Source organism: Solidesulfovibrio carbinoliphilus subsp. oakridgensis (genome assembly GCF_000177215.2).
GTDB classification, from domain to species: domain Bacteria; phylum Desulfobacterota; class Desulfovibrionia; order Desulfovibrionales; family Desulfovibrionaceae; genus Solidesulfovibrio; species Solidesulfovibrio carbinoliphilus.
In genome coordinates this window covers 1,071,328-1,098,190 of sequence record NZ_CM001368.1, presented here as the reverse complement: position 1 = coordinate 1,098,190, position 26,863 = coordinate 1,071,328, and the positions used below count along the sequence as shown (strand labels likewise).

Here is a 26,863-nt window from a genome sequence, read left to right as displayed (position 1 = left end):
GCCTTTCCGATCATGGTTTGCTGGTTGTGCTGGAAAAATAGAGGGAGAGGGGGAAGCCATGGTCGTGACGGTTCTCGAACGCCTGATGGAGCGCCTGAAGCAGATCGGCATCACCGACGTTTTCGGCGTGCCCGGTGACTTTTCTTTTGCCCTAAACGACGCCGTGGACAACGATCCGGATATCCGGTGGGTCGGCTGCTGCAACGAACTGAATGCCGCCTACGCCGCCGACGGCTACGCCCGGATCAAGGGCCGGGCGGCCCTTTGCACCACCTACGGCGTGGGCGAGCTGTCCGCCCTTTGCGGCGTGGCCGGGGCCTACACCGAACACCTGCCGGTCATCCATCTGGTCGGCATGCCGGGCGTTTCCACCCAGCGGGCCAGGCGGATCGTGCACCATACCCTTGGCACCGGCGAGTTCGACGCCTACGCCGACATGACCAAGCCGGTGGTGGCGGCGAGCGCCGTCTTGACGGCCGAAAACGCGGCCTGCCAGATCGAGCGCGTCCTCGAAGCGGCGCTCACGCGCAACAGGCCCGTCTACCTGGCCATTCCCCAGGACCACGCCGACGCGCCCCTGGCCGGGGAACCGGTCTGCGTCCCCGAGGCGCCCCAGAGCGATCCCGAAATCCTGGCCGCGGCCATCGAGGCCATTGCCGAAAAGGTCGATGCCGCCGGTTCGGCCGTGGTCCTGGCCGGCTACCTCATCGCCCGGCTCGGGTTGCGGCCCCTGGCCACGGACCTGCTTGCCCGCACGGGGCTGCCCTTTGCCACCATGTTCATGGACAAGACCGCCCTCGACGAGACCTTGCCCGGCTACGTCGGCCTCTACGACGGCCGGATCATGAACCCCGAGGTCCGCGATTTCGTGGAAGGGTGCGACTGTGTGCTGAACCTCGGGGCGCTCTGGAGCGATTTCAACACCGGCGCCTTTACCGCCAAGATCGATTCCAGGCGGATGGTCGCGGTCATGCAGCACGAGGTGCGGGTCGGCCACGCCACTTTCCGCGAGGTCGAGATGCGCGACGTGCTGACGGGCCTGGCCCGCGTCCTTTCGCCCAAACCCGGGGGCGCCGTTCCCCGTCCCAAGGGCCTTGGCGAGCCCAAGGGCGGACCGGACGAGGCCATCACCCCGGACTACCTCTATCCGCGTTGGGAAAAGTTCTTGCGCGAGGGCGACATCGTCGTGGCCGAGACCGGCACGGTCTCCATGGGCCTCGGGTTCGCCCGGATGCCGGCGGGTGCGGAATTTTTCAACCAGACCCTGTGGGGGGCCATCGGCTGGGCCACGCCGGCCGCCTTTGGCGCGGCCATGGCCGCGCCCGACCGGCGCACGCTCCTTTTCACCGGAGAGGGCTCCCACCAGATGACCGTCCAGGAGCTTGGCCAGTTCGGGCGCTACGGCCTCAAACCTATCGTCTTTTGCCTCAACAACGACGGCTATCTGATCGAGCGGCTCCTGTGCAAGGACCCCATGAGTTCGTACAACGACCTGGCCCCCTGGAACTACACGCAACTGCCGGCCGCCTTCGGCATGCCCGACTGGTACACGGCCAAGGTCACCACCAACCGCGAACTGGAAGAGGCGCTCTCCAAGGCCGAGTCCTGCGGCACCGGCGCCTACGTGGAAGTGGTCATGGACAGGATGGCCGCCTCGCCCCTGGCCCAGAAGCTCGGCGAATCGATCAAGACGCTGTACGGGAATAAATAAAGAAAAAGATGCCTCCGGCGGCCGGGGGGGATTTTCCAGCCCCCCCGGACCCCCTGGAAGGGGGGAGATTGGGTGCCGGGTCGGCGGTATGAAAGCGCTGTCCTCCCCGGCAGGGGAAACTATTCGCCGATGATCTTGACCAGCACCCGTTTGCGGCGGCGGGCATTGTCCCGCCCGGGGCCGCGCCGTGACCCCTTACTTCTCCAGCCCGAACGGCCAGGCGGCCAGGCCGCCTTCCAGGACCGTCACGTTGTCGTAGCCGTGGGCTTCCAGCACGCGCTGGGCCTCGTAGCCGCGCATAGAGACCTTGCAGTAGGCGACGATGGGCGCGCTCTTGTCGGCCGGCAGGTCGCCCAGGCGCTTTCTGAGCTGCCCAAGCGGAATGAGCGTCTCCCCGAGCCCAAGCCGCATTTCCTCGAACTCCTTGGGTCCGCGCACATCGAGCAGAAACGGCGTTTCCCCGGCGTCCAGGCGCTCCTTGACCGCCAGGCTCGAAGCGCCGCGCATGAGCCCGCGCAGCTTGTTCTGCAGGACGTGGGCCGTGGCGATGGCGTGGTCCACGGCCAGGGAATAGGGCGGGGCGTAGGGCAGGTCGGCCGTGGCCACATCGTCGATGGTGAGGTCCCCGAGGATGGCCATGGCCATCTCGGCCGCCTGCCGGTTGACGTTGCCCGGGCCCACACAGGCAAACCCCAGGATGCGGCCGGTCGTGGCCTCGGCGATGAGCTTGGAGACCAGGGGCTTGGCCCCCATGAACCCGGGCCTGTCCGGCCCGGCGTTTACGGCCGTCACCACGTCGAACCCGGCCTCCCGGGCCCGGCGTTCGGACAGGCCCGTAGCCGCGGCGGCGAAATCGAAGACCTTGCAGATGCCGCTGCCGATGCTGCCGGGAAAAGTGGCCGTGTCGCCAAGGACCGCGTTCTCGCCGGCCACCCGTCCTTCCAGGTTGGCCAGGTCGCCGAACGGCGCGAGCATGGGCCGGCCGGTCAGCCGGTTTTTCACCTCCACGCAGTCCCCGACCGCGTAGATGTCCGGATCGGAGGTGCGCATGTGGGCGTCGGTGGCGACGGCGCCGGTGGGTCCAAGCTCCAGCCCGGCGGCCTTGGCCAGGGCCACGTTGGGGGCCACGCCGATGGAGAGGACCACCAGCGAGCATGGCAGTTCCCGGCCGTCGGCCAGACGGACGCCGGTCACCTTGCCGTCCGTGCCAAGGATGGCCGCGATGCCGACGCCGGTCAGGATGGCCGCGCCCTTGGATTTGGCGTGGTTTTCGACCAAGAGGGCCAGCTCCGGATCCAGAAAGCCCATGAGGATTCCCGGCAGGGCCTCGACCACCGTCACGTCCAGGCCGGCGGCGACGAGGGCCTCGCAGGTCTCCATGCCGATCAGCCCGCCGCCGACGATGACGGCCTTGCCACCCTTGTGGGTGCCGGCCAGGGCGCGAAGCCCGTCGGCGTCGGCCAGGCTCGACAGGGTGGCCACGCCGGCCAGTTCCCGGCCCGGAATGGGCGGCACCTTGGGAACGGAGCCGGTGGCCAGGATCAGCTTGTCATAGGGCAGGTGGCCGGTTTCCCCGGTGGCCGGGCGCTGCCACGACACGGTTTTGGCCTGCCGGTCGATGGCTGTGGCTTCGGTGCCGACCAGGGCCGCGATGCCCTTGGCCCCGGCGAAAAAGGCCGGATCGCGGACCACGCCGGCCGGAGTGGCCAGCAAGGCGCTGCGGTCGGCCACCGAACCGGCCACGAAATACGGATAGCCGCAGGAGGCCATGGACAGTTCCGGGGCCTTTTGCAAGAGCGTGACTTCGGCCTCGGGATCGAGCCGTTTGGCCCGGGAGGCGGCCTTGGGTCCGGCGGCCGTGCCGCCGATGACGACGATGTGCTTCCTGGTCATGGATGTTCCCTCCGTCCTGGTGTTTCAAGAACCGAATAGGCCGCCTGGGCGGCCGTGGGAGTGTGTGCGTATTCCGATATAATTCATACCGTGAATCAAAAAGGACCGCAATCCCTGGCCCAGGGAGAAACGCGGACAAAGGGCGGGAGACGGCAGGGGAGGGGTCAACGGCCGGGGGCCCCGGCGGCGGCTTCCAGGGCGGCAAGCGTCAGGCGGGCGGTCTTTTCCCAGGTGAAATGGGCCTCGTTGGCCCGGCCGGCGGCAATGAGGGTTCGACGAAGGGCCGTGTCCGTGGTGACCCGGGCAAGGGCCGCGGCCCAGGCCTCGGTATCGGTCGGATCGACGAGCAGGGCACCCTTCCCGGCCGCTTCGGGGAGCGAGGTGGCGTCGGCGCAGACGACCGGCGTGCCGCAGGCCTGCGCCTCCAGGACCGGCAGGCCGAAGCCTTCGAAGCGCGACGGAAAGGCCAGGGCCGAGGCGGCCCGGTAGAGCAGCGGCATGTCGTCGCGGGCAATGTGTCCAAGCCGCCTGACCCGGCCGGCAAGCCCGAGCCGGGCCACGTCGGCTTCGAAATCCTGGTTCCAGGCCAGGCCGCCGGTCACGGCCAGGTCGCAATCGAGGGCGCCCCGCACCTTGGCAAAGGCGGCCAGGAGCACGGACAGGTTTTTTCGCGGCGAGATGTTGCCGGCGTAGAGGATGAAGTCCCGGCTGAGACGGTGGTCGCGGCGAAAGGAGGCCACCGCGTCCGGGGAAACCGGGCGCTTGTAGATCGGGTCGCAGGAAAGCGGGGTGACGGACACGTTTTCGGGCCGGGCCCGGGTCAGGCGCAGGACGTCGCGCCGGGTGTGCTCGGAGATGGCCACGATCCGCTCGGCCCGCCGGGCGCTGTAGCGGATGGCCCGGCGCATGTAGCAGGTGTCGGCTGTTTTATACATGCGAAGGGTGGGGTGGAAATAGCCGAGGTCGAGCATGGCCACCACGGCCGGGCAGGGAATGCCGGGCGGCATGTTGGACGACGGGAAAAAGGCCACGTCCGGCCGCGCCCGGCGAAGGGCCAGGGGCAGGGCCAGCCAGTCGAAGAGGAGCCGGTTGCGAACGGGAAGCACGTTTTCCGTGGCCCCCGGAAAGGTGCCCAGGTGGTCGGCCCGGGAATAGTAGAGGACCAGTTCATGGCCGCCGATGGTAAGCAAGGCGTTGACCAGCCCGATCAGATATTCTTTGGGGCCGCCGGAGGGGTAATCGAGGGTGCGGGCGCTTACGGCGATGCGCATGTCAACCGGCCAGGCCGTGCTTTTTGCGGGCATAGGCCCGAAGCGGTTCGATCCGGGCATTGATCTGGGTGGGGAGCCGGCGGCCTTTGAGCAGGGCTCCGAGTTGGGCCAGGACGGAGCCGAGGCGGACCTCCAGGGTCACGAGCTTGATGGCCAGTTCGTGGAAGAGCCCCTGGCCGTGGCGGTGCTGGCAGGCCAGGACGTCGGTGCGAAAGACCGCCTGCCAGGTGGCGGTCTTGGCGGCCGGATGGAGGCGAAAGGCGGCCAGGACCTTGGGGATGCGCACGATCGCGCCGTGGCGGCTCAGGCGCTCGAAGAGATCGAAGTCCATGCAGTAGGCGAACGACGGGTCCATGCCGCCGGCATCGAGATAGGCCGAGCGCCGGAAAAAGGTCGACTGCTGGGGCACGGCCATGGTGTGGCGCATCTGCCGGGCCGAGGGAGCCAGCACCATGTCGATCATGACCGGCTGGCCGTCGGCGTCGGTCAGGACCGTGTCGCCCGTGACCATGACCGCCTCGGGGTGCCGGGCAAAGGCCTCGGCCACGGCGGCCAGGGCCGTCTCGTCCCACAGGAAATCGTCGGAATTGAGCCAGCCCATAACCTCGCCCGTGGCCAAGGCAAAGCCTTCGGCCAGGGCGGCCGTCTGGCCCGCGTCCGGGGCCGAACGCCAGAAGGCCAGCCTGTCGTCCCACTCCCGCAGGACCTCGGTCGTGCCGTCGGTGGAGCCGCCGTCGAGCACGATGTGCTCCACGGCCACGCCTTTCTGGCCGGCCACGCTGGCCAAGGTCCGGGGCAGGTACCCGGCCTGGTTGTAGGACGGGGTGACGATGGTCACTTTTGGCAGGCGAAGGGGCGGGGTGCCCGAGGCTTCGGTCAGGGCCGCGTAGACGTTCCCGGCGCAGGCTTCCCAGGAAAAGTCCCTGGCCCGGTCGAGGCCAAGGGCGACCTGGCGGGCGCGGAGCCTTTCGTCGGCCGCAAGGCGCGTGAGGATATCGGCCAGGGCCGCATCGTCGTCGGCCGGAAAGGGCAGGCCGGCCAGGCCCGCCGCCTCGGGCAGCGAAGCCGCGTCGGCGTAGGCCACAGGCACGCCGCTGGCCATAGCCTCGAGGAGCGGCAGCCCGAACCCCTCGTAGCGCGACGGAAAGACGAAGGCCGCCGCTCCCCGGTAGGCCAGACCCACATCGTCGTCGGAAAGGTAGCCCAGGCAGACGAAATCCGCCGGGTCCGCGTCCGGGGGGAGGAGCGCGGCCACGGCCGCCGGGTCGCCGTGGCCGATGACGGCCAGCCGCAGCCTCGGGCCCGACGCCCGCCGGCCCAGCCTGGCCACGGCCCGCACGGCCGCGCCCAGGTTCTTGTGGGCCATCAGATTGCCGACCGCCAGGACATAGCCTTCCGGCAGGCCGTGGCGGGACCGGAAAGCCTCCAGCGCCGGAGCGTCTTCCGGGACAAGCGGCCGAAACCGCGACAGGTCCGCCGCGCAAAGTTCCGTCGGCCGCACCCGGGTGGCCATGGGCCCGTAGGCCCGGATCAGCTCCCGCCGGGTGAATTCCGAAAGGGTCAGCGGGATGGTCAGCCGGCCAAGGCTCGCCTTCTGGCGCAGGGCGAAGACCAGCCGGATATGCCAGGGCAGGGTCTCGGGCAGGCGTTTCCACAGGATGTCGTTGACCACGCCGACTGAGCGGCCGACAAAGCCGATGGGGAGCAGGCCGTCCGGCGCGTAGTGGACGGCCGGGTCGATCTTTTTGAGCTGTCCGGCCATGCCGGCCTGCTGCCAAACGTAGAGCGAGGGCGTGCACACGGTTTCGGCGTCGACAAGCCCCTGGTCGAGCAGGGCCCGGGCTGTGGCGTTGACAATGGGACTGCCCGAGACCAGCACGATGGCGTCGCGGCCCCGGGCCAGGGCGGCCAGGTGCGGCAGGATCGATTCCAGGCACCGGCCGATGCCGGTGCGCCGGGGATGGGAAAGGGAGCTGGCGTCGATGGTGATGCGCATGGGAAAGCGTCCAAAAGGGTGTCGATCGGTGCCGTTGCGGTCGGGTTTGAGGCTGGACCTTTCGGCGGATGCGTTGACATGCGTTAATTCGATCGAATATGCAACCGGCTCCATGCAGGCATCACCACACGTCATGGTCGTCAGGCGGCCCCGGGTCGGATCGTTCTGGTCCGGTCTCCTGGCCGGGCTCTCGCCCGTGGCCTTTGCCCGCCACTTTTGGCGTCGCCGGGAGATCCTGGCCACCTTTGCCCGTATCGAGTTTCTTTCCCGCTACCACGGGGCCCAGCTCGGGCTTCTCTGGGGGCTGGTGTCGCCCCTGGCCACGCTGGCCGTCTACACCTTCGTTTTCTCCGTCGTCTTCAAGCCGACCTGGGCCGGCGGCGGCCAGGGCGGGGTCATGGGCTACGCCCTGATCCTTTTCACGGGCCTGGCCGTGTTCGAGGTCTTTGCCGGGTGCGTCAACCGCACGCCGAGGCTGCTCTCGGAAAACGTCAATTTCATCAAAAAAGTCCTTTTTCCCCTGGAGATCCTGCCGGTCGGCATCCTGTGCGCCGGGGCCCTGGAATCGCTGGTCAGCCTGGCCCTGGTGGCCCTTGGCGTCCTTTTGACCACGGGGTCCCTGTCCTGGACCGTGGTCTTCGCGCCCCTGGCTTATGTGCCCCTTTGCATGTTGACCCTCGGGGTCTGCTGGTTTCTGGCCCCGATCGGCGTCTTCTTGAAGGACCTCGGCAATATCGTCGGCGTGGCGGTGCAGCTCTATTTCTTCGCCACCCCGATCCTCTATCCCCTTTCCGCCGTGCCCGAGCCCTACCGCCGGCTCCTGGCCATAAACCCGCTCCATCCCGTGGTCGACCACCTGCGCCGCACCATCATCTGGGGCCAGACGCCCGACTGGGCCGCCCTGGCCTGGGTCACTGTGGCCTCGGCCGTGGTCATGCTGGCCGGCTACACCTTTTTCGCCAGCGCCAAGAGGCTTTTTGCCGATGCCGTCTGACGTCGCCGCCCCCCCCATGGCCGCTCCGGTCATTTGCGCCCGGGGCGTCTCCAAGATGTACGAGCTTTACAACCGGCCCCAGGACCGGCTGCGCCAGCTCCTGTTGCCCGGCGGCAAACCGCTTTACCGGGAACACTGGGCCCTGCGCGACATTTCCTTTACGGTCATGCCCGGCGAGGCTTTCGGCATCATTGGCAAGAACGGGGCCGGGAAATCGACGCTTCTGCAGATCCTGGCCGGGGTCCTGGAGCCGACCGGCGGCGAGGTGGTCCTGCCCGAGCGCACGACCGCGCTTCTTGAACTCGGCTCGGGCTTCAAGCCGGAATTCACGGGCCGGCAAAACGTCTACGTCAACGCCGCCGTCCTCGGCATCCCCCGGGCCACGGTGGAAGCCAAGATGGACGACATCGCGGCCTTTGCCGACATCGGGCCGCACTTCGACCAGCCGGTCAAGACCTATTCGAGCGGCATGTTCCTGCGCCTGGCCTTTGCCGTGACCACGAGCCTGGAACCGGACGTGCTCATCATCGACGAGGCGCTGGCCGTCGGGGACGTCTTTTTCCGCCAGAAGTGCTACCAGCGCCTGGACGGGCTGCTTTCGCGCGGCACGGTGGTGGTCCTCGTTTCCCACGCCATGAACGACGTGGCCCAGTTCTGCCACCGTGCCCTTTTGATCGAACGGGGCAAGGTCGCCTTCCTTGGCGACGCGGCCGCGGCCGTCAAGCGCTACATGGTCGGCGACAGCGGCTTTGCGCCAAAGGCCCCGGGCGAGGCGGCCCCGGGCCTGGATTTGCCGTCCGAGGACGCGGCCGAGGGCTTCTGGCCGGCTGTCGACGCCTTTCTCGACCTCTCGGCCGTTGCCGTGGCCGCCAACGACTGGGCGGCCTGCACCCATGTGGCCGTGTGCGACGCCTCGGGCCAGGCCTGCCGGGCCTTCGAGCAGGGCGAAACCGTCTCCATTTTCTGCCGCTACGCCGTTGCCCACGACATCGAGGTGGCCGTGGCCGGGGTCGAACTCGTCAACGACAAGCGCGTCATCGTATTTGGCAAGAACACCCTGCAATTCGACTGCGACCACCCGACCGCCGTGCCGGCCGGATCGAGCCTCCGGGTGCGCTTTGACGTCAAGCTCGACCTGGCCCCGGGCGAATACACCTTCAACCTCGGCTTCGAGGCCATGGGCGTGGCGGACTTCCACCGCCGGGCCAGCCTGACCCACCAGGAGCTCGACAGCCGCACCACCGTCATTTCCATCCTGACCCGGGCCGGGGATTTCATGGTCACCTTCCGCAGCCGCGACACCAGTCCGGTCCAACTCACCCACCACGGCGTCGCCAACCTCCCCGGCCAGGCGGTCATGCGGCTCTACGGACAAGATGCGGGGCTCCGCCCCGCGTCCCGCCGGGGGGATGATCCCCCCGGACCCCTGCAACGATAACGGACACACATTTTTTATGACGGGACCGTTTTACCGATTCCCCCGTTAAGCGTTTTTGGGGAGGGTGGGGGTCCGGGGGAGGGAACCCCTTTTTGCAAAAAGGGGTTCCCTCCCCCGGTTCCTCGTTCCCTCCCCGCAAGGAGTCGCCATGCGGCAATGTTGGTGCGGGACGGGCGGGCTGGAGCCTTTTTCCGAGGCGTACATGCTGTGCCCGGCCTGCGGCACGCTGGTTTCCCGGGAAGAGACGGCCAGGGGCTATGGCCACCAGGAGGCCGCCCCCGGCCAGCCGTCCCTCGATATCCGGTCGAGGCTCGACCTGTCGGAACGATGCGTCTCCTGGCTGCGGTATTTTCTGCGGGCCTGCCTGCCGCCCGGCGACGTGCTGGAACTCGGCTGCACCCACGGCGGTTTCACGGCCCTCCTGCGGCGGGCCGGGTTCGGAGCTCGGGGCCTCGAATTCGACGCCACCCTGGCCGGGTTTGCCGGCCGCACCTTCGGCCTGGAGGTCCTGGCCGGGCCGCTGGAAGAGCAGGACATAACACCCGGGAGCCTTGCCGCCGTGGTCCTCATGGACGTGCTGGAGCACCTGCCCGATCCGGTCGGGAGCCTTCGCCGGGTGATGCGGCTGCTGGCCCCGGGCGGGGTGGTCTTTGTCCAGACCCCGCGTTTTCCGGCCGGCACGACCCATGAACGGCTGGTGGCGGATGGCGATCCGTTCGTGCGCATGCTTTTGCCGGCCGAGCATCTCTATCTCTACAGCGAACAGGCGGTGCGGGAGCTTTTCGCCTTTGCCGGCATGGACCGGTTCCGGTTCGAGACGCCGCTTTTCCCCTACGACATGCTCTTCGTGGCCGGCCGGCAGCCCATCCCGGATCACGGGAGCCAGGCCGTGGCCGAGGCCCTCTCCCGCACGCCGGACGGCCGCCTGGCCCTGGCCCTGCTCGACCTCGCCGACCGAGCCGAGGCGGCCGAGAGACAAGCCGAAAAACTTTGCGGTGCCGCCGCGACCGACGCCGGGGGCCTGGAAGGGGTGATCCGCGAGACGGCATCGGGCTGGGTGAGCGAGGGCCGGCTGCCGGGGTTCGTCAACAAAGTGCTCTTGCGCGTCGGCCGCATCGCCTGGTTCCACAACAAGCTCGTCAAATACGTGCTCCGGGAGCGGGGCGGGCGAAAGCCGGTCGCGGCCCGGGAGGCGGGGGCGGACATCCTGGTCGCCGTGGACCTGACGCCGGTCCTGCCGGGCGGCGACAACGGCGGGGCCAAGCTCATGACCATCCTGCTCGTCCAGGCCCTGCGGGCCATGCGGCCGGACTGGCGGTTCGTCTGCCTCGTGTCCGACGCGGCCTTCGATGAGCTGGCCCACCTCGACGCGCCTAATGTCGAGCGGGTCCGGGCCGCCTCCCTCGGGCGCGGGCAGGGGCTGTCGCACTGGAAGGGGCGGCCCGTGGATCTGCTTTTCTGCCCCTTTACCATGCCGTATTTCCACCACCCGGACGTGCCGGCCGTGTCGGTCGTCTACGACCTGCAATACGCCTACTATCCGCAGTTTTTCTCCCCGGGCGAGGAGGCCGGCCGGGAGCGGACGTTTCTGACCGCGGCCAGCCTCTCCGAGCGGCTGGTCTGCATCTCGGACTTCGCCCGGCGGACCGTGCTCGAACAGGGCAACGTGCCGGCCGGGCGCACGGCCACCATCCACATCGCCCTGCCGCGCCGCCTGGAGCGGGCGTCGGAGGCGGCCGTGGCCGCCGTGCGGGATCGGCTTGGCCTGGACGAGGACGGATACCTTCTTTATCCGGCCAATTTCTGGCCCCACAAAAACCACCGCATGCTCTTGACCGCCTTTGGCATGCTGGCGGCCGACCGTCCGGACACGCGGTTGCGGCTGGTCCTGACCGGGGCGGACACCGGCCTTCGTCGCGAACTTGGCGAGGCCGTGGCCCGCCTTGGCCTGGAGGGCCGGGTGGTCTTTGCCGGCTACGTGGCCGACGCCGAGCTGGCGGCCCTTCTGACCGGGGCCACGGCGCTGGTCTTTCCCTCGCTTTTCGAAGGGTTCGGCATGCCGCTGGTCGAGGCCATGGCCGTTGGCACGCCGATCGTCTGCTCCGACGTCACCAGCCTGCCCGAGGTCGGCGGCGACGCGGCCCTCTATTTCGACCCCCGCCGGCCGGACGACATCGTGGCCGCCGTCAGCCGGCTGCTGGATACGCCCGGGCTGGCCGGGGAGTTGGTGGCCCGGGGCCGGGAGCGGCTGGCCGCCTTTGGCGGGCCTGAGGACATGGCCCGCAAGTACCTTGGCGTCTTCGAGGAGGTGCTGGCCCGGCCGGTGTCCCAGAGCACGGCCGTGCGCGGGCTCTACGCCGACGGCTGGTGCGGGGCCAGGCTTTTCGCCGCCTTTGGCCCGGCCGCCCAACGGCAGTGGCTGCGGGCCGCATTCGCCCTGCCGGCCGAGGGCCCGGCCGGCAGGGTGACGGTGGCGACGTTCGTCTGCGGCAAGCCCTGGGGCAAGCCGGTGACGCTCACCAGGGGCAAGGCCGCGACTTTCGCGCCAGATCTGCCGCCGGGCGGCGGGTATGTGGAATTCTTTTTTGACGGTGCCCGGCGCGGCGACGCCCAGGGCCCGGGCGCGGACCGGCGCACGCTGTCCGTGCGGTGCCGGGAGCTGCGCCTGACCGACGGGGCCCGCGACGTGGACCTGCGCTACGCGGAGGCCGGCCATGGCGATGCCTAGCGTCAGCGTGGTCACGCCGTCCTACAACCAGGGACGGTTCATCGGCCGCACCATCCAAAGCGTCCTGTCCCAAGGTATCGCCGACCTGGAATACGTGGTCATGGACGGCGGCAGCACGGACGAAACCGTGGCCGTGCTTGAAGGCTACGGCAACCGGCTGCGCTTCCGGTCCGAGCGGGACAAGGGCCAGCCCGACGCGGTCAACAAGGGCATCGCCGCCACTTCCGGCGAGGTCATTGCCTGGATCAATTCCGACGACGTCTACTATCCGGGCGCCTTTCAAGCGGTGCTTGAGGTTTTTGCGAATCGGCCCGAGGTGGACGTGGTCTACGGCGCGGCCGACCACATCGACGTGGACGACGCGGTCATCGAACCCTATCCGGCCGAACCGTTCAGCCTGTCGCGTCTCAAGGACCAGTGCATCATCTGCCAGCCGGCCGCCTTTTTCCGGCGGCGGGTGGTGGAGCGGCTTGGGGCTCTCGACCTGCGCTGGCAGTACACCCTGGACTACGAGTTCTGGCTGCGCCTGGCCAAGGGCGGGGCGGTCTTCGCCTGTCTGCCGCAAAAGCTGGCCGGTTCGCGGTTTTATCCCGAGACCAAGACATCCGGGGCCAAGGTCACGGTCCATGCCGAGATAAACGACATGATGGTGGCCACCTTCGGCCGGGCTCCGGACCGGTGGCTGTGCAACTACGCCCATGTCCTGGTGCGGGAGCGGTGGAAGCTTGGCGAGGCGAGCCCCTTTTTCACCCCGGCCGTGGCCCTGGCCGCCCTTCGGGCCTCGTGGCGCTGGAACCGGGACGTTTCCCCGGTGCTCTGGCGCACCACGGCCTCGTGGCTGACACGCGGCCTCATCCGGCCGGGCGGGGCGGCATGAGGATCGGCTTCGACGTGTCCCAGACCGGGGCCGGCAAGGCGGGGTGCGGCTATTTCGCGGCCGGCCTGCTCGCCGCCCTGGCGGTGGTGGATCGGGAAAACGACTACGTCCTCTATCCGGCCTTTGGCGATTTTTTCCGGGAGCCGCGTCCCCGGGCCTGCCTGCGTCCGGCTGGCCGCCGGTTTCGCCTGGGCCCGACCTTTTGCCGCTTCTGGTCCCAGAAGCGGTTTTTCCGCCAGCCGCCGCCGGACTTCGAAATCCGGCTCGGCAGCCCGGACATCGTCCACGCCAACAATTTTTTCTGCCCGGCCGGCCTGTCCCGGGCAAAACTGGTCTATACCCTCTACGACCTGTCGTTTCTCGACAACCCGGCCTGGACCACCGAGGCCAACCGCACCGGCTGCTTCGACGGCCTCTTTCGGGCCGCGACCCTGGCCGATTTCGTGGTTTCCATCTCGGACTATTCCCTCAACCACTTCCTGAGGGTTTTCCCGAAGTTCCCGCGAAACCGGACGGTTGTGGCGCCTCTGGCCAGCCGGTTCGGGTCCGGTTCGCCGCGAGAGCGGCCCAAGGGGCTGGCCGACGTTACGCCGGGAAATTTTTGGCTCTGCGTCGGCACCATCGAGCCCCGGAAAAACCACGAACGGCTTTTCGCGGCCTATGCCGCCTGGCGGCGGGACACGGGCGGGGACATGCCGCTGGTCCTGGCCGGCGGCAAGGGCTGGCTCATGGACGACGTGGCCCGGACGGTCAAGGAACTCGGCATCGCCGACCATCTCGTCTTCACGGGCTACGTCACTGACGCCGAACTGGCCTGGCTCTACGGCGAATGCTTCGCCTTCCTCTATCCGTCGCTCTTCGAGGGATTCGGCCTGCCGGTACTCGAGGCCATGAGCCTTGGGGCGGCGGTCGTCTGCTCCAACGCTACGTCCCTGCCGGAAGTGGCCGGCGACGCGGCGATTCTGGTCGATCCGCAGGACGTGACCGGCCTGGCCCGGGCCATGGCCGCCGTTGCGGCCGACCCGGCTTTACGAGAGGCCTTGCGGGCCAGGTCCCTGGCCCGGGCCGGACTTTTTTCATGGGAAAAGACGGCCCGGATCGTGCTCGACGCCTACGCCACCGTTCTTACCCTGCCCCCTCTCGCCAACCTGTCGCATGAGAAATAGCCGCCGCCCATCCAGGGGGGCCGGGGGTGATCCCCCCGGCCGCCAAGGCATCTTTCATTCTTCCCGCTCCTTCACATCCTCCCGCCACCCATTGAGCGGTGCGCAGCAGCCGTGTCCCACACCCAGTAGAAAGCGCATCCGTTCGCTCCTGACCGGATCTTCGGCCAGGCGGCAGCGGTATTGTCCGCTCGGACCGTGCCAATAGAGGTCGGGGCAGCGTTTCAAGTAGCCGTAAAGAATGTGCGACTCCACGCACGGGTCGGCCAGGCAGCACCAGCCGCACCCGACGCAGGGGAGCGAACTCAGGACGCAAGCAGACAGGCTGCTTGACCGGCGGTCAAGCCACGGGAAATCGCTCTGGGCATGGCGCGACGTCTCCTGACGGCCCCGTCACCGAGGAGGGGCCAGGTTGGGAGGAGCGGGGCGGCCGAATGTGGACGGTCCGACAGTCGGACCGTCAGACGGAAACGCGGTCGCCACAGGGGTGCAAGCGGACCCGAAGGCGCTTTGGGGAAAGGGCCGGCGGCGGTCCGTCCGCAGGGGCGGTGCCGGCCTTTGTGCCCCGGTCCCAAGCGGTAGAGGGGATTGCCGCGTGCCGCAAGCCTTTTTCGGTCCAGGACATGGGTTCGCGGCGGGACTTGACTTCGCCGTGCAACTCTGTTGCATTGCCTTCGCCCGTGCGTCCGACGCGGGCCAAAAGGAGCAGCCATGAAACGGATGTCATTGCTACTGGGAGCCACGCTCCTCGTCCTCGGGCTGGCCGGGCCGGCCCAGGCCAAAATCCTGGCCGCGGTCAGCATCGCCCCCCAGGCCTATATCCTCCGGCAGGTCGCCGGCGACCGGGCCGACGTGCTGGTCATGGTCCCGGCCGGGGCCGACGCCCATACCTACGAGCCAAAGCCCAGGCAACTGGCCGATCTCGGCCGGGCGTCCGTCTACTTCAGCGTGGGCATGGACTTCGAAAAAGCCTGGCTGCCCCGGTTCGCCGCCACCAACCCGAAGATGGCCATCGTCCAGACCGACGCGGCCATCGAGAAAATCCCCATGATGGCCCATGACCATGACCATGAGGCAGGGGTAGCCGACAGCCACGGGGCGGGCCACGAGGAAGGGCGCCATCACGAGGCCGGCGAACCCGATCCCCATGTCTGGCTCTCGCCCGCGCTGGCCAAGGTGCTGGCCGCGTCCATGCGCGACGGTCTGGCCGCCGCCGATCCGGACGGAGCGACCGCCTACAAGGCCGGCTACGACCGTTTCGCCGCCTCCTGCGACGCCCTGGACGCCGATATCCGCAAGATGTTCGCCGATCTGCCGGCGGGAGAGCACAAATTCATGGTGTTTCATCCGTCATGGGGGTATTTCGCCCGGGATTACGGGCTGGTCCAGGAGCCCATCGAACAGCTCGGCCGCGAGCCCGGGCCGAAGGCCCTGGCCGCCTTGGTCCGGGAAGCGAAAGAGGATGGCGTGAAGGTGATATTCGTGCAGCCCCAGATGAGCGCCCGGCAGGCCGAGACCATTGCCCAGGCCATCGGCGGCAAGGTGGCGGCTCTCGATCCCCTGGCCGAGGACTGGCCGGGCAACCTGCTCGCCGCGGCCAAGGCCCTGCGTGAGGGAATGGCCGGCCGGCCGGAGGGCAAGTGACGCCGCCCGTGATCGATATCTGCGACCTGACGTTTGCCTACAACGGCCAGGATGTCCTTTCGGACATTTCCCTGGCCGTGGCCGAGGGCCAGCGTCTGGCCGTGCTCGGCCCCAACGGCGGGGGCAAGACCACGTTTCTAAAGCTCCTCCTCGGCATCCTGCGTCCAACCACGGGCACCATCCGGGTCTTTGACGAGGAGCCGGGCCGCAACAGCTCCCGCATCGGCTACGTGCCCCAGCGGCTGGAAGGGATGGCCGAGCGCAAGGACCTGCCGATCCTGGTGCGCGAGGTGGCGCTGATGGGCCTTATCGCCCCGGGCCGGCACGGATTTCGCCACTCCCGGGAATCGATCCGGCAGGCCGAGGCGGCCCTCGACCAGGTGGAGATGCTGCCGCTCGCCGGCCGGCGGTTTTGCGAATTGTCCGGCGGCCAGAAGCAGCGCACGCTCATCGCCCGGGCCCTGGTTTCCGACCCGGCGCTTTTGATCCTGGACGAACCCACGGCCAACATCGACCCCCAGGGCAAGTTTTGCCTGTATGAGGTCCTTTCCCGCATCGGCCAGGGCGTCACCTCCCTGGTCGTCAGCCACGACATGAGCATCCTGGCCGCCGGGGTGACGGCGGTCGCCTGCGTCAACGGCCGGCTGGCCTATTCGCCGGAGCCGCGACTGACCCAGGAGATGGTGGACCTCCTCTACGGCGTCCACCGCCACACCTGTCCGCTGGACGCCTATTTGCGCCGGATGCCGCCCGACCTGGCCGGCCTGTCGCCGTTGGAGACCCGATGATCGAGGATTTGGCCTTGCCTTTCATGCAGCATGCGGTGCTTGCCGCGCTTCTGGCCGCCGTCTGCTGCGGCGTGATGGGAACGCTGGTCGTGGCCAACCGCATGGTCTTTCTGGCCGGCGGCGCGGCCCACGCCGCCTACGGCGGGGTGGGGCTGGCCTATTTCCTGGCTCTGCCCGTCTTGCCCGTGACGGTCGCCTTCACCGTGGCCGCGGCCCTTCTCATGGCGGCCGTGACCCTGCGCCGGGTCGAGGACACGGACACGGTCATCGGCGTCCTGTGGGCGGCCGGCATGGCCTTCGGCATCATCCTGCTCGACCTGTCGCCGGGCTACAAGCCGGACCTCATGAGCTACCTTTTTGGCAGCATCATCACGGTGCCGGTCGCCGACCTCTACGCCCTGGCCGGGCTGGCCGTGCTGCTGGTGGCGGTGACGCTTCGCCACTACAACGGCTTTGTGGCCATGGCCTTTGACCGGGAGTTCGCGGCCGTGCGTGGGGCCCCTGTCCGGTTTCTGCACTACTTGCTCACCGCCCTGGCCGCCGTCACGGTGGTTCTCCTTATCCGGGTGGCCGGCCTGATCCTGGTCATCGCACTCCTGTCCGTGGCCCCGAGCCTGGCCGTGCGCCGGGCCGCCTCGCTTGGCCGGGCCATGGCCTGGGCCGCGCTTTTAAACGTCTTTTTCTGTCTGGCCGGGCTGCTCCTGGCCTATCGGTTCAACCTGACCTCGGGCGCGGCCATCATCGCCGTGGCCGCCGCCACCTTCGGCCTGTCCCTGGTTGCGGGCAGCCGCCACCGGCGGCAGGGAGCGTAAGGCATGGCCGGCGAGGCTTTGGAAAGCGGGCAAACGGCGGCCGTGCTGGCCCGGGCCGGCATCGAGCCGACCGCGCTTCGGCTGTGCGTGGCCGATGTCCTGGCCCGGGAGGGCCGGGCCCTGGCCGCCGCCGACATCCTGGCCCGGGTCCGGGCCAGGAGGCCGGCCAACAAGGTCACGCTCTACCGCATCCTCGACCTCTTTGTGGAGAAGGGGCTGGCCCATCGCCATAGTTCCGGCGACCGGGCCTTCCGCTACTGCCTGGGCCCCCGCTTTTCCAGCCGGACCCACTGCCACGCCTATTGCCTGCGTTGCGGCCGCATGGAGTGCCTGCCGGCCGCCGAAGAGGCGGTCGACGTGGCGGCCCTGGCCCAATGCTGCGGCATGGACGTGGCCGGGGTGGAGGTCCGTATCGACGGCATCTGCGCCGCCTGCCGCAAGTCCGACGGACCGGCCGCGGCCGCCGGCCCGCCCGGCATGGTTGACGACGGTTGTGGAAACCCCTAATCTGCCGCGTTGCCCGGTACCGTCTCCTTGGATACCATCCACATGAAAAAAGCGCTTATTTTCGGGGTTTCCGGCCAGGACGGAGCCTATCTGGCCCGATTGCTCCTGGAAAAAGGCTACGAGGTGGCCGGGACCTCGCGCGACGCCCAGATGGCCTCGTTTCGCAATCTGACCACCCTTGGCATCCGCGAGGCCGTGTCGCTGCATTCCGTGACCCTGACGGATTTTCGCAGCGTGTTGACGGTCCTGACCAAGATCCGGCCCGACGAGATCTACCACCTGGCCGGCCAGTCGTCGGTAGGCCTGTCCTTTGACCAGCCGGTGGAAACCTTTCTGTCCATCGGCGTGGGAACGCTCAATCTCTTGGAAGCCGTGCGGTTTCTCGGAGCCCCGGTCAGGCTCTACAACGCCTCCTCCAGCGACTGCTTCGGCGACACCGGCGGGGAGCCGGCCACCGAAGCCACGCCCTTTTCGCCCCGAAGCCCCTACGCCGTGGCCAAGGCGGCCGCCCACTTCGAGGTGGCCAACTACCGCGAGGCCTACAATCTTTTCGCCTGCTCGGGCATCCTTTTCAACCACGAGTCGCCGCTGCGGCCGCCGCGTTTCGTCACCCGGAAGATCGTCTCCGCCGCCTGTCGCATCGCCAAGGGATCGTCCGAGCGCCTGTCGCTCGGCAATATCGACGTGGCCCGCGACTGGGGCTATGCCCCGCAGTACGTGGAAGCCATGTGGCGCATGCTCCAGCGGGACGCGCCCGAGGATTTCGTCATCGCCACCGGCACGACCATCACCTTGAAGGAATTCACGGCCGAGACCTTCGCCGCCGCCGGCCTCGACTGGCGCGACCACGTCGACGTGGATAAAACCCTTTTCCGGCCGTCCGACATCGCCGTCAGCCGGGCCGATCCGGCCAAGGCCGCGAGCCTGCTCGGCTGGAAGGCGACCCTGGGTCCGGCCGAGGTGGCGCGGGCCATGGTCGCCCACGAACTGGGCCAACCGCTACGGGAGAATACCGCTTCATGAAGAGCAAAGTCGCCCTCATCACCGGGATCACCGGCCAGGATGGGGCCTATCTGGCCGAACTGCTGCTGCAAAAGGGCTACGAGGTCCACGGCATCAAGCGCCGGGCCTCGCTTTTCAACACCCAGCGCATCGACCACCTCTACCGCGATCCCCACGACACCGGACGCAAGCTGGTCCTGCACTACGGCGACCTGTCCGACTCCACCAACCTGATCCGCATCATGCAGGAGGTCCGGCCGGACGAGGTCTACAACCTGGCCGCCCAGAGCCACGTCAAGGTCTCCTTCGAGACGCCGGAATACACGGCCGACGTGGATGCTCTTGGCACCCTGCGCCTGCTCGAGGCCATCCGCATCGTGGGCCTGGAGCAGCAGACCCGGTTCTACCAGGCCTCGACCTCGGAGCTTTTCGGCAAGGTGGTGGAAATTCCGCAGACCGAGAAGACGCCGTTTTATCCGCGCAGCCCCTATGCCGTGGCCAAGCTCTACGCCTACTGGATCACGGTCAACTATCGCGAAGCCTACGGCATGTATGCCTGCAACGGCATCCTTTTCAACCACGAGTCGCCGCTTCGCGGCGAGACCTTCGTGACCAGAAAGATCACCCGGGCCATGGCCCGCATCAAGCTCGGGCTCCAGGACTGCCTCTACCTCGGCAACCTCTCCGCCCTTCGCGACTGGGGTCATGCCAAGGACTATGTCGAGATGCAGTGGCTCATGCTCCAGCAGGACGGGCCCGAGGATTTCGTCATCGCCACGGGCCGCCAGTATTCGGTGCGCGATTTCATCAACATGGCCGCGACCGAGCTTGGCATTCCGCTGCGTTTCGAAGGGGAAGGGGACCAGGAGAAGGCCTACCACGCCGAAACCGGCCAGTGCCTGGTGGCCGTGGACCCGCGCTATTTCCGGCCGACCGAGGTGGAGACGCTCCTTGGCGATCCGACCAAGGCCCGGGAACGCCTGGGCTGGCAGCCGCGCATCACCATCGAGCAGATGGTGGCCGAGATGGTGCGCGCCGACCTGCGCGAAGCCGAGCGGGACGCCCTGTGCAAGAGCCAGGGGTTCACGGTTTTCGACTACAACGAATAGTCCCGGCCTTGACACGGCCGGACCCGATATCTAGCTGATGGGGCCGGCGCTCGCGCCGCCAACCACCAAGGAGAACGACACATGGCTTACGACATCCGCCTCGTGAAACTCATAAACGGCGAAACCGTCCTCGGCAAATGGGACGAGGAAGCCGGCAAGCTGACCGACGTGGCCCTTTTGCAGACCATTCCCTCCCAGCAGGGCGTGCAGATGCTGCTTCTGCCCTTCGGCTACCCCTTCGAGACCGAGGTCGGCGGCGAAATCGATCTTGCCCACGTCCTCTACCAGTTCAAGAAGTTCCCCGACGAACTCAAGACCCGCTACCTCGAAGCCACAAGCAACCTGACGCTCTCGACCACCGGCGATCTGAAGACTCTGTCCAACCTAGCCGGCAAGGGCAACATCTCGAATCTCCTCAAGAAATAGTTCCAGGCAAGAAGGGTCCCCCCCGGTCGACCGGCCGGGCGGGGACCTGTCCTTTTTTCACCAACCACACCATACCGCCCCGGCCCGACCTCCTGGCTTTGGCCATGGCGGCCGGAGACATCCATGCGCGAGCTCGTTCCCTGGCTGCAAAAGCCCACCCAGTATCTTGGCGCCGAATGGGGCCGGGCCGCCAAGGATCCGTCCGAAGTCCGGGCCAGGGCCGCCCTGGCCTTCCCGGACTACTACGAGGTCGGCATGTCCTATGTCGGCGGGCGCATCCTCTACGAATGTGTCAACCGCGTGCCGGGTCTGGCCGCCGAACGGGTCTTCACCCCGTCCGACGAGGCGGCCGCCATGCTGCGGGAGCGTAAAGCCCCCCTTTGCACGCTCGAGTCCGACACGCCGCTGGCCGCCTGCGACGTGCTGGCCTTCCACCTGACCCATGAGCTCTGCTACACCAACGTCCTCTACATGCTCGACCTGGCCGGCCTGCCGTTTCGGGCACGGGAGCGGGGCGAGGGCGGGCCGCTGGTCATCGCCGGCGGCGGCTGCGCCTTCAATGCCGAACCCGTGGCCCCCTTTTTCGACGCCATGGTCCTTGGCGACGGCGAAGAGGCGCTGGTCGCGGTCCTGGAGGCCGTGGCCGCGGCCAAGGCCGAGGGCCTTTCCCGGCGTGAGCGCCTCTTGCGTCTGACGGCCATCCCCGGCGTCTATATTCCGGAATTTTTCGACATCGGGCCGGACGGCGCGGTCATACCCCTGGTGCCGGGCTACGAGCTGGTGACCAAGGCCGTGGTGGCCGACCTCGACGACGCGCCCTTTCCGGGCTGCCAGGTGGTGCCCTATGCCCAGGCCGTGCATGACCGCCTGTCCGTGGAGATCGCCCGGGGCTGCACCCGGGGCTGCCGTTTCTGCCACGCCGGCATGGTCTACCGGCCGGTCCGGGAACGGAGCCTGCCCACCCTCGAAAAGCTCGTGGCCGAGGGCTTAAGCCGCACCGGCTACGAGGAACTGTCGTTCCTGTCCCTGTCCACGGGCGATTTCTCGGCCCTGGAAAGCCTTTTCGCCCAGAGCATCGACCGGTGCCGCCGGGAGCAGGTGGCCGTGTCCCTGCCGTCCTTGCGGGCCGGCACGCTTTCGGACTCCATCCTGTCCATGATGGCCGGCATCCGCCGCACCGGCGCGACCATGGCCCCGGAAGCCGCCACCCAACGCCTGCGCGACGTGATCAACAAGGGCATCACCGAGGACGACATCCTGGACCACGCCCGCCGGCTCTTTGCCAGGGGCTGGCAGCAGGTCAAGCTCTACTTCATGATCGGGCTGCCGACCGAGACCGAAGAGGACGTGCGCGGCATCTTCGAACTGGCCAAAAGGGTGTTGGCCCAGGCCCCGCCCGGCACCAAGCGGCTGCAGGTCACGGCCGCCATCTCGCCCTTCGTGCCCAAACCCCACACGCCATTCCAGTGGGAGGCGCAGATCACCCTGGACCAGATCCGGCAGCGGGTGGGACTCTTGCGCGACCTCTTTTCTTCCGACCGGCGGCTGACCCTCCGGTGGCACGAGCCGGAGATGAGCTTTCTGGAGGGTGTTTTTTCCCGGGCCGGCCGGGAACTGGCCCCCCTGGTCGAGGCCGGCTATCGGGAAGGGGCACTCTTTTGCTCCTGGGTCGATCGGTTCGATCTGGCTCCGTGGCTGCGGATCTTCGAGACGGCAGGCCTCGAACCGGCCGCCTGGCTGGCCGCCCGGGACCCGGACGCGCCGCTCCCCTGGGACCATCTTTCCTGCGGCGTTTCCGCCGGCTACCTGCGCCGGGAGCGGGACAAGGCCCTTTCGGGCCGCCTGACCGGGGATTGCCGTTTCGGCGACTGCACGGGCTGCGGCGTGTGCGGCCATGAAGGCCGCAAGACCGTCCTTGCCGCGGCCGGGGGCCTCGAAATCCGGCCGCGCCTCAACCGTTCCGAGCGCGAGCACGAAGCCGTGGCCGCGCCCCCGGCCCCGCCCCGGGAAGACCTGACCCGCAAGGCCGCCCATCTGCGGCTGTGGTTTTCCAAAACCGGCAGCGCCGTCTACCTGAGCCAGCTCGAACTCGGCCGGGTCTTCGAACGGTCCCTGCGCCGGGCCGGGCTGAGGCCCAGCTTTTCCGCCGGCTACCATCCGCTGCCCCAGCTGTCCTTCGGCCGGGCCCTGCCGGTCGGGGTGTCGAGCCGGGCCGAGTGGATGGCCCTTTTTCTGCGCGAGCCCATCGCGGCCGAGGAATTCGCTGCCCGGCTCGGGCCGAACCTGCCCGAGGGCCTGGCCGTGGCCGGGGTCGAGGCACTGCCGCCCGGCAAGAAGGTGGCCCAGCCGGTCTTCGAGACCTTCGAGCTGGTTGTGCCGGTCGAACAGGCGTCCGATTGCCTGGAACACTGGCGCGACTTCGCCCGGTCCGGGACCTTTCCCGTGACCTGGGAGTCGAAAAAAGGTCCGCGCACCCTGGACGCCCGGCCTTTGATCGTGGCCCTGGACATCGCGCCGCCGGTCACGGTCCGCTTTACCTGTTCGTTTGCCGAAACCTACGTCAGCCCGCTGCGGCTGGCCGAGGCGGTCTGTCCGCATCTCGTCCGGGGTCTTTATGGAATGACCAAGGTCGGGGTCGCCTTCGCCGGGGGGGAAACTCCTTTTCCCGCCGAAAGATGAACCAGAATTAAGTTCCGTTCTTTCCCGAATGCCCTAGGTTCCGTTCTTGCGTCCGGCCGGGGATGATTGTCATGCGGCCCGCCGGCGAACCAGCAAAGGAGTTGCCCGATGCGTTGGCCCATGATGGTGCCCCTTGCCGCCTTGCTTGCGGTTTTGGTTGTTTCCCCGGTATTCGCGGCCAATCCGCCCAAGGTGGTCCGGCTGGCCAACGGCCTGACCGTCATGACCATCGAGGACAACCGGTTTCCCCTGGTCGCGGTGCGCCTGTTCGTCCACGCCGGCTCGGGCTACGAGACGGCCCGGCAGGCGGGCCTGAGCCACCTGCTCGAACACATGGTGTTCAAGTCCACCCAGAAGCGGCAGGCCGGGCAGGTGGCGTCGGACATCGAGGGGGCCGGCGGGGAGCTGAATGCCTCCACGAGTTTCGACAGCACCGTTTTCCGGGTGGACCTGCCGGCCGACCGATGGAAACTCGGCTTGGACGCCATCTCGGACATGATCTTCGGGGCCAGATTCGTGCCCGGGGAGCTCGATGCCGAACGCCAGGTGGTGTTATCGGAACTGGCCCGGGGCAAGGACAGCCCCGACAACCGGCTTTTCCAGCTGACCCAGGCCATGGCCTGGCCGGGACTCGCCTACGGCTGGCCCATCATCGGGTTTCCGGAAACGGTCTCCGCCTTCACGTCCGAGGACCTGCGCGGCTACGTCAAGGAGCGCTACCAACCCCAATCCATGCTCCTCGTCGTGGTTGGCAAGATCCAGGCCGAGGCCGTGGAAAAAGAGGCCCAGGCCCTTTTCGGCGGCCTGCAAAACGACCGGCCCCTGACGCCGCCCCTGCCCTATGCCCAGCCGGTCGGCGCCGCGGCCGGGCCGGCGGTCAAGGTGGAGTACGGGCAGTGGAACAAGGTGCGTTTGCAAGTCGCCTTTCCGACGGCCGGCCTTCGCGGCGCGGACGAGGCCGGCCTCGAGGTCCTCTCCGGCCTTTTGGCCGGGGACGAGACGAGCCGGCTCTACCGGACCTTCAAGTACGACAAGAAGCTCGTGGACGACATCTCCTGTTCGTCCCTGACCCTGGAGCGGGGGGGCCTTTTCCTGATCGATGCCACGTTGGATGCCAGGAACGTGGCCGCTTTCTGGCAGGGCCTTTTGTCCGAACTGGCCAGGCTCAGGGGCACGGCGTTTACGGACCACGAAATCGAGCGGGTGAAGCTGAATCTCGAGGACGGCCTCTACCAGGCCAAGGAGACCTTGTCGGGCCTGGCCATGAAGGCCGGCTATTTCCGGTTCTACGGCTACGACCCGGACGGCGAGGCCAACTACCTGCGGTCCGTGCGGCTGGTTGACCAGAAGGCCCTCGGGGCCATCATCGAGGCCACGCTTCGGCCCGAGCGGATGCTGACCGCGGCCATCGCACCCCAGGCCGACGAGGCGACGGTCACGGCCAAGGAGCTTGGCGACATGGCCGCCCGGATCTGGCCCGCGCCAAAGGCCGACGCCCGGTCGGCCGAGAAAGGCCCGGAAGCCGCTTCCGGCGAGGTGGCCGCGCCCGAGGTTGTGGATCTCGGCGGCGGCCACACCCTGGTCTTCCTGCCGGACCGGACCCTGCCTTACGTGTCCGTGTCCATGGTCTTTAACGGCGGCGACGCGCTCCTGGCCAAGGACCGGCAGGGGTTGGCCGAGCTTGCGGCCGGCAGCCTCACGTCGGGCACGGCCAAACTGTCGGCCAACGCCATCGAGGATTTTCTGTCCGACCGGGCCGCCTCGTTGTCCGCCAGTTCGGGCCGCGACTCCTTCAGTGTCGGCGCCAAGTTCCCGAACCGCTTCCAGCAGGACCTCTACGGCCTTATCGCGGATGTGCTCCAGCATCCGGCCTTCCTCAAAACCGAGGTCGACCGCCAGGTCCAGGACCAGCTTGCGGCCATCAAGGCCAAGGAGGAACAGCCCATGGGGCTGGCCTTCCGCAAGCTGTTCCCGTTTCTTTTCACCGACACGCCCTACGCCTACACCCGTCTTGGCGAACCGGCCACGGTCAAGGCCTTCACGCCCAAGGACGTGGCCGGCTACTGGGCGGCCCAGCGGACCATGCCCTGGGTCATGGCCGTGTGCGGCGATTTCGATGCGGCGGCGGTGCGCCATCTGGCCGACACCCTGGCCAAGGCCACCGGCCCGGCCAAGCCCTTTGCCTTTCCCACGCCGACCTGGGGTGAAAAGCGCGAGCAAGCCGTCACCCTGGCCGAGCGCAAGCAGACCCACCTGCTGATGGTTTTCCCCGTGCCCGGCCTGACCTCGCCGGACACCCCGGGCCTGGAGCTCTTAAACGACGTGCTGGCCGGGCAAAGCGGGCTGCTTTTTTCCCAGCTCCGCGAGGGCGAGAGCCTCGGCTATTCCGTGACCTCGTTTCTGTGGCAGGCCGAGCATACCGGGTTCATGGCCTTTTACATCGGCACCTCCCCGGACAAGGCCGACGCCGCCCTGGACGGGTTTCGGCGCGTGGCCGGACAGTTGCGCGACACCCCGCTGCCGGACGACCTGATGCGCCGGGGCAAAAACGTCATGTCAGGGGATTATTACCGCGAGCGGCAAGGCCTCAAGGCCAGAAGCGGCGAGGCGGCCCAGTCCCTGGCCCTTGGCCTGCCCTTGGACCACGACCGCCGGGTGGTGGAGGCGGCCCAGGCCCTGACCCCGGAGAACCTGCAAGAGCTGGCCGGCAAATACCTGAAGCCCGAAGCCGCCTATGTCATGAAGGTCGAGCCGTAGGCAGGACCGTCCCTTGAACGTGCGAAGCCCCCGGGTTCCGGCCCGGGGGCTTTTTTCTTGAAATCCGCCGCCGTCGATGCGATTGAAGTAAGAAGGGGAAGGAGGCGAGGAGCGCCCCCATGATCAGATGCCAAAGCCAGGAGAGGCCTTATAGGACGATATTCACCAACGGGACGTTTTCCGGAGCCTGCGATGCGCCTCCGGACAAGGGAGGAGAGGGGGACGGCTTCCGGCCCCACGAGCTTTTGGAGGCGGCCCTGGGATCGTGCCTGGCCATGACCTTGTCCATGTACGCCAGGCACCACCGGCTGCCGCTCGAAGAGGTGACGGTTTCCGTGACCCTGGAGCGGCCCGAGGCCGGGACCTCGGTCTTTGCCTGCGACATCCGCCTGACCGGCGACCTGAGCGAGACCGCCCGGGCCAGGCTTTTGCGCGCGGCCAGGGCCTGCCCGGTGCGAAAGACCCTGGCGGGCCAGCTGGTTGTCGTCGAGAAGGACTAGGGGCGCAGCTTGTTGGTGGTGATGAGCCGCACCAGGATGACGATCAGGCAGGCGGTGAAGACACCGAGCGAGATGTAGCCGAAAAAGGCTTCCGAGGCGGCCAGCAATCGCAGGTTCTGGGTCGGCGCGCAGTCGGCGCAGCCGGTGTTGGTGAAAAGCGACACGCTGAAATAGAGGCAGTCCTTGAAGGACTCGGTCAACTTGCCGTTGCACAAGATCTGAAAGGCCATGAACGTCCGGGCGTAGCCGGCGATGACGCACACGGCATAGACGGGCAGCGACACGGCAAGAACGATCAGGCTCCGGAACAGGACCAGGGACAGGAGGATCAGCGTCGGAAAGGTGATGGAAAAGACAAAGGCCAGGAAGATGATCTGGTCGGGCGACGTGGTCTTGGCCTGGCTCAGGTAGACGAGATAGATGATGAAAGGCAGCGAAGCCCCAAGGCCGACGGCGCCGAGGATGGTGCGCAGGCTCATGACGGCCGGCCCTCCCGGCGCCGGCTGCCGGCCGGGCAGGCCGGCAGCCGGCGGACGGACGCCGCGGCGCGGTTCCCGACGTGACGCGA

20 protein-coding genes are annotated in these 26,863 nt (G+C 67.9%); 16 read left to right on the top strand and 4 right to left on the bottom strand.

From position 1 onward, the window contains the following. The first annotated feature begins 58 nt into the window (after positions 1-58). On the top strand, positions 59-1,711 hold the full coding sequence (locus DFW101_RS04880; RefSeq protein ID WP_009180407.1) for an alpha-keto acid decarboxylase family protein: 1,653 nt from the start codon (positions 59-61) through the stop codon (positions 1,709-1,711). A gap of 195 nt (positions 1,712-1,906) precedes the next feature. Here DFW101_RS04880 and DFW101_RS04875 read toward each other — a convergent pair whose 3' ends face one another. The 3 genes from DFW101_RS04875 to DFW101_RS04865 all read right to left on the bottom strand — a co-directional run bounded on the left by DFW101_RS04875 (position 1,907) and on the right by DFW101_RS04865 (position 6,871). Beyond that, positions 1,907-3,604 carry an FAD-dependent oxidoreductase gene (locus tag DFW101_RS04875; RefSeq protein WP_009180406.1) on the bottom strand — a complete coding sequence of 566 codons (1,698 nt, stop codon included), beginning with the start codon at positions 3,602-3,604 and terminating at the stop codon, positions 1,907-1,909. A 164-nt stretch (positions 3,605-3,768) separates the two neighbouring features. Further along, positions 3,769-4,875 (bottom strand): glycosyltransferase family 4 protein, encoded by a 1,107-nt coding sequence (locus DFW101_RS04870; protein WP_009180405.1) that lies wholly within the window; start codon positions 4,873-4,875, stop codon positions 3,769-3,771. A gap of 1 nt (position 4,876) precedes the next feature. Beyond that, the gene (locus DFW101_RS04865) at positions 4,877-6,871 is read right to left on the bottom strand and encodes a glycosyltransferase (protein ID WP_009180404.1); all 1,995 of its coding nucleotides are present in this window, start codon (positions 6,869-6,871) and stop codon (positions 4,877-4,879) included. 112 nt (positions 6,872-6,983) lie between these two features. On the opposite strand from DFW101_RS04865, the gene DFW101_RS04860 reads away from it, so the two are divergent. From DFW101_RS04860 to DFW101_RS04790, 15 genes are all read left to right on the top strand, one after another. Then, positions 6,984-7,865: an ABC transporter permease gene (locus DFW101_RS04860; protein WP_232286151.1), complete on the top strand. Its 882-nt coding sequence runs from the start codon at positions 6,984-6,986 to the stop codon at positions 7,863-7,865. Next, positions 7,855-9,303, top strand: a complete 1,449-nt coding sequence (locus DFW101_RS04855) for an ABC transporter ATP-binding protein (RefSeq protein WP_009180402.1) — start codon at positions 7,855-7,857, stop codon at positions 9,301-9,303. The genes DFW101_RS04860 and DFW101_RS04855 overlap by 11 nt, the downstream gene beginning before the upstream one ends. Before the next feature lie 148 nt (positions 9,304-9,451). Further along, positions 9,452-12,031 carry a glycosyltransferase gene (locus DFW101_RS04850; RefSeq protein WP_009180401.1) on the top strand — a complete coding sequence of 860 codons (2,580 nt, stop codon included), beginning with the start codon at positions 9,452-9,454 and terminating at the stop codon, positions 12,029-12,031. After that, positions 12,018-12,908 (top strand): glycosyltransferase family 2 protein, encoded by an 891-nt coding sequence (locus DFW101_RS04845; protein WP_009180400.1) that lies wholly within the window; start codon positions 12,018-12,020, stop codon positions 12,906-12,908. Before DFW101_RS04850 ends, DFW101_RS04845 begins: the two co-directional genes overlap by 14 nt. Continuing rightward, the gene (locus tag DFW101_RS04840) at positions 12,905-14,074 is read left to right on the top strand and encodes a glycosyltransferase family 4 protein (protein WP_009180399.1); all 1,170 of its coding nucleotides are present in this window, start codon (positions 12,905-12,907) and stop codon (positions 14,072-14,074) included. The genes DFW101_RS04845 and DFW101_RS04840 overlap by 4 nt, the downstream gene beginning before the upstream one ends. 708 nt (positions 14,075-14,782) lie before the next feature. Continuing rightward, positions 14,783-15,715 carry a metal ABC transporter solute-binding protein, Zn/Mn family gene (locus DFW101_RS04835; protein ID WP_009180397.1) on the top strand — a complete coding sequence of 311 codons (933 nt, stop codon included), beginning with the start codon at positions 14,783-14,785 and terminating at the stop codon, positions 15,713-15,715. Next, the gene (locus DFW101_RS04830) at positions 15,712-16,503 is read left to right on the top strand and encodes a metal ABC transporter ATP-binding protein (protein WP_009180396.1); all 792 of its coding nucleotides are present in this window, start codon (positions 15,712-15,714) and stop codon (positions 16,501-16,503) included. The genes DFW101_RS04835 and DFW101_RS04830 overlap by 4 nt, the downstream gene beginning before the upstream one ends. Continuing rightward, entirely contained in the window at positions 16,500-17,315 is an 816-nt protein-coding gene (locus DFW101_RS04825) for a metal ABC transporter permease (RefSeq protein WP_009180395.1), read from the top strand. The genes DFW101_RS04830 and DFW101_RS04825 overlap by 4 nt, the downstream gene beginning before the upstream one ends. A gap of 3 nt (positions 17,316-17,318) precedes the next feature. Beyond that, positions 17,319-17,822, top strand: a complete 504-nt coding sequence (locus tag DFW101_RS04820) for a Fur family transcriptional regulator (protein ID WP_009180394.1) — start codon at positions 17,319-17,321, stop codon at positions 17,820-17,822. Positions 17,823-17,864: 42 nt separating this feature from the next. Beyond that, a complete protein-coding gene (locus DFW101_RS04815) occupies positions 17,865-18,845 on the top strand; it encodes a GDP-mannose 4,6-dehydratase (protein ID WP_009180393.1) in 981 nt (326 codons plus the stop codon). Beyond that, positions 18,842-19,933: a GDP-mannose 4,6-dehydratase gene (gmd, locus tag DFW101_RS04810; RefSeq protein WP_009180392.1), complete on the top strand. Its 1,092-nt coding sequence runs from the start codon at positions 18,842-18,844 to the stop codon at positions 19,931-19,933. Before DFW101_RS04815 ends, gmd begins: the two co-directional genes overlap by 4 nt. Before the next feature lie 81 nt (positions 19,934-20,014). Next, positions 20,015-20,359 carry a hypothetical protein gene (locus DFW101_RS04805; protein ID WP_009180391.1) on the top strand — a complete coding sequence of 115 codons (345 nt, stop codon included), beginning with the start codon at positions 20,015-20,017 and terminating at the stop codon, positions 20,357-20,359. A 123-nt stretch (positions 20,360-20,482) separates the two neighbouring features. Then, on the top strand, positions 20,483-23,038 hold the full coding sequence (locus DFW101_RS04800; RefSeq protein ID WP_009180390.1) for a TIGR03960 family B12-binding radical SAM protein: 2,556 nt from the start codon (positions 20,483-20,485) through the stop codon (positions 23,036-23,038). Between the two features lie 108 nt (positions 23,039-23,146). Then, a complete protein-coding gene (locus DFW101_RS04795; protein WP_009180389.1) occupies positions 23,147-25,795 on the top strand; it encodes a M16 family metallopeptidase in 2,649 nt (882 codons plus the stop codon). A 119-nt stretch (positions 25,796-25,914) separates the two neighbouring features. After that, positions 25,915-26,295: an OsmC family protein gene (locus DFW101_RS04790; protein WP_009180388.1), complete on the top strand. Its 381-nt coding sequence runs from the start codon at positions 25,915-25,917 to the stop codon at positions 26,293-26,295. Here DFW101_RS04790 and DFW101_RS04785 read toward each other — a convergent pair. Next, positions 26,292-26,774 carry an ion channel gene (locus DFW101_RS04785; RefSeq protein WP_009180387.1) on the bottom strand — a complete coding sequence of 161 codons (483 nt, stop codon included), beginning with the start codon at positions 26,772-26,774 and terminating at the stop codon, positions 26,292-26,294. The two genes, DFW101_RS04790 and DFW101_RS04785, sit on opposite strands and share 4 nt — an antisense overlap. Between the last annotated feature and the right edge of the window lie 89 nt (positions 26,775-26,863).

Bases quoted from the DNA above. Each gene is read 5' to 3' on its own strand.
- DFW101_RS04840 (WP_009180399.1), top strand. From the start codon at position 12,905: ATGAGGATCGGCTTCGACGTGTCCCAGACCGGGGCCGGCAAGGCGGGG.
- DFW101_RS04825 (WP_009180395.1), top strand. From the start codon at position 16,500: ATGATCGAGGATTTGGCCTTGCCTTTCATGCAGCATGCGGTGCTTGCC.
- DFW101_RS04800 (WP_009180390.1), top strand. From the start codon at position 20,483: ATGCGCGAGCTCGTTCCCTGGCTGCAAAAGCCCACCCAGTATCTTGGC.
- DFW101_RS04805 (WP_009180391.1), top strand. From the start codon at position 20,015: ATGGCTTACGACATCCGCCTCGTGAAACTCATAAACGGCGAAACCGTC.
- DFW101_RS04845 (WP_009180400.1), top strand. From the start codon at position 12,018: ATGGCGATGCCTAGCGTCAGCGTGGTCACGCCGTCCTACAACCAGGGA.
- DFW101_RS04815 (WP_009180393.1), top strand. From the start codon at position 17,865: ATGAAAAAAGCGCTTATTTTCGGGGTTTCCGGCCAGGACGGAGCCTAT.
- DFW101_RS04850 (WP_009180401.1), top strand. From the start codon at position 9,452: ATGCGGCAATGTTGGTGCGGGACGGGCGGGCTGGAGCCTTTTTCCGAG.
- DFW101_RS04870 (WP_009180405.1), bottom strand. From the start codon at position 4,875: ATGCGCATCGCCGTAAGCGCCCGCACCCTCGATTACCCCTCCGGCGGC.
- DFW101_RS04835 (WP_009180397.1), top strand. From the start codon at position 14,783: ATGAAACGGATGTCATTGCTACTGGGAGCCACGCTCCTCGTCCTCGGG.
- DFW101_RS04865 (WP_009180404.1), bottom strand. From the start codon at position 6,871: ATGCGCATCACCATCGACGCCAGCTCCCTTTCCCATCCCCGGCGCACC.
- DFW101_RS04855 (WP_009180402.1), top strand. From the start codon at position 7,855: ATGCCGTCTGACGTCGCCGCCCCCCCCATGGCCGCTCCGGTCATTTGC.
- DFW101_RS04795 (WP_009180389.1), top strand. From the start codon at position 23,147: ATGCGTTGGCCCATGATGGTGCCCCTTGCCGCCTTGCTTGCGGTTTTG.
- DFW101_RS04785 (WP_009180387.1), bottom strand. From the start codon at position 26,774: ATGAGCCTGCGCACCATCCTCGGCGCCGTCGGCCTTGGGGCTTCGCTG.
- gmd (WP_009180392.1), top strand. From the start codon at position 18,842: ATGAAGAGCAAAGTCGCCCTCATCACCGGGATCACCGGCCAGGATGGG.
- DFW101_RS04860 (WP_232286151.1), top strand. From the start codon at position 6,984: ATGCAGGCATCACCACACGTCATGGTCGTCAGGCGGCCCCGGGTCGGA.
- DFW101_RS04875 (WP_009180406.1), bottom strand. From the start codon at position 3,604: ATGACCAGGAAGCACATCGTCGTCATCGGCGGCACGGCCGCCGGACCC.
- DFW101_RS04820 (WP_009180394.1), top strand. From the start codon at position 17,319: ATGGCCGGCGAGGCTTTGGAAAGCGGGCAAACGGCGGCCGTGCTGGCC.
- DFW101_RS04790 (WP_009180388.1), top strand. From the start codon at position 25,915: ATGATCAGATGCCAAAGCCAGGAGAGGCCTTATAGGACGATATTCACC.
- DFW101_RS04880 (WP_009180407.1), top strand. From the start codon at position 59: ATGGTCGTGACGGTTCTCGAACGCCTGATGGAGCGCCTGAAGCAGATC.